2 protein-coding genes are annotated in these 576 nt (G+C 71.4%); one reads left to right on the top strand and one right to left on the bottom strand.

Going from position 1 to position 576, the window contains the following annotated elements:
- On the bottom strand, window positions 1–337 hold a 337-nt coding region (locus ACFO3N_RS24960), incomplete at its 3' end, for a hypothetical protein (RefSeq protein WP_379801522.1).
- Between ACFO3N_RS24960 and ACFO3N_RS24955 the strand changes: the two genes are divergently transcribed.
- A partial coding sequence (locus tag ACFO3N_RS24955) for a 2-deoxy-5-keto-D-gluconate 6-phosphate aldolase domain-containing protein (protein WP_379801520.1) occupies window positions 230–576 on the top strand: 347 nt, incomplete at its 3' end. The genes ACFO3N_RS24960 and ACFO3N_RS24955 overlap by 108 nt on opposite strands.

Raw genomic sequence — 576 nt, 5'->3', positions numbered from 1 at the left:
TCTGCGCAAGCGGCTGGAGCGCGAAAACATCCACTGCTGGCGCGCCTACGACCAGGACATGCCGGAGTACGCCGCCGCTATCGACGTCTACAGCAACACCGGTGGCCCGCTCTATCTGCACATCCAGGAATATCGCGCGCCGGCCGATATTCCGCCGGAGACCGCGCGCCACCGCCTGCGTGAAATCGTGCGGGTGGCTGGGGAAGTGCTTGGCGTGCCGCGCGAGCGCATCGGCCCCTTCAAGTCCCTGTGCCTCAGGGCGGCGCAGCGCGTCGCCGATGGAAAGGCGGGTTACGGCATCCTGTGCGACGCCCGCCTCGGACGCGAAGCGCTCCATGCCGCCGCCGGCACGGGCCTGTGGATCGGCCGCCCCGTGGAACGGCCGGGGTCGCGTCCGGCACGACGACGAACGCCGTCAGGTGGTCGGCCTCCCAGCGGAGCTGGAACGCCGCCGACTCGTCCATCGGGAGCAGCGGGAGCCGGTCCCAGTCGGGCGCGGAGGTCGCGTCGTCGTCCAGCGGCACGGTGCCCTGGAAGACGTTCGCGGCCCGCATGGGAGCAGGCAGCGTCGAGGCG

The sequence above is a fragment of the Flavobacterium chungangensis genome, from assembly GCF_042654045.1.
GTDB lineage: Bacteria > Bacteroidota > Bacteroidia > Flavobacteriales > Flavobacteriaceae > Flavobacterium > Flavobacterium chungangensis.
This window is presented reverse-complemented; position numbering and strand designations above follow the sequence as displayed.